The 1145-nt window shown below is 33.3% G+C and carries 1 protein-coding gene; it reads right to left on the reverse strand.

Annotated elements, in window-relative coordinates; all coding sequences use genetic code 11:
- Nucleotides 1-143 precede the first annotated feature (143 nt).
- Nucleotides 144-1145: hypothetical protein (locus QZL64_RS12855; RefSeq protein ID WP_296309682.1), on the reverse strand; the 1002-nt coding region annotated here is incomplete at its 5' end.

Below are 1145 nucleotides of genomic sequence, written 5' to 3' on the forward strand. Positions count from 1 at the left end.
CCCTGACACTATCGTATATTTGTTTTCTCTCTTTAAGAGATAAATCTTTCCATTTCATACTAGTAATATTTACTTACCTGTCTTACCTGGTTTACCTTTTCCGCCCTTTTTAGAGCCTCCTTTACATGCCATAATTAGTCCTCCTATTTTTTAGATTTAGATTCACCAACTACTTTATTTTTTAAAGCAGTCTTTGCTTTTAATTGTTCTCTCTTATAAGCTGCATCATCTTTCATCTTCTGCAATCTTTTAGCTTCTTGTAATTTTCTATTCTCAAGAGCTATTTTCTCTTTCTCGATGGTGGCCTTTAATTTGTCAGCTTTTTCTTGTGCAGCAATTTTACGCTTTTCAAGTTCTTTCTTATTTTCTTCAGCTCTAGCCTTGTTTGCTAAATCCATTTGTTTGCTCATAGCATCAGACACAGCTTTTTGTCTAGCTATTTCTTGATTACCAATCTCAATAGGATCAGGTATGCCATTCATATCTTGATCCATATTTTCAGATCCTCTGTATGCATTTAATTGAGCTACAGTAATCTTAGTAGCATTGTCTTGATCAATCTTATATTTAGTAAGATCAAGTTCAGCTTCTTTAAGCATAAGCTCTTCTTCCTTAACTTGATTTTGCATTTCAATAAGCTGCTGCTGTTGTTGATTTTCTTGCTCTTGCATTGCTTGTTGTTGCTCCAATCTGTTGTTTTCTATATCTTGTAATTTGGATTTAATTACACTCAGATTGTCACTAGTAAATATTTCAGCAGCATCTAACAATGATGCACCATTCTGCATAGCTGGTTGTACAAGACTCTTAAGTTGTTCAATGGCTTGACTTTCTTTGGTACTGTCAGTTACAAAAATATCAAAGTCTTCATATGACCAATTGTCATCCATTTGCAAGAATGTTCTAGTACCCTCATCAAATATATAATTTAAATACTTTTTATCATCCTTCCATGCAAACTTGGCACTATCTAATAACATTGATAATACATGTGTTTTAATTTGATTATGTAACCAAAACCATGGCTCAGTAATATGAGCAGATTGAACTACAGATCTTTCTACATTACCCACTAGCTCATTACTAGAAATAGATCCTTGTCTTTGCTTTGTTACTCCGGACAATTCAGATACCATTTCTTCAAT

Source organism: Veillonella sp. CAG:933 (assembly GCF_000431435.1).
GTDB lineage: Bacteria > Bacillota > Negativicutes > Veillonellales > Veillonellaceae > Veillonella_A.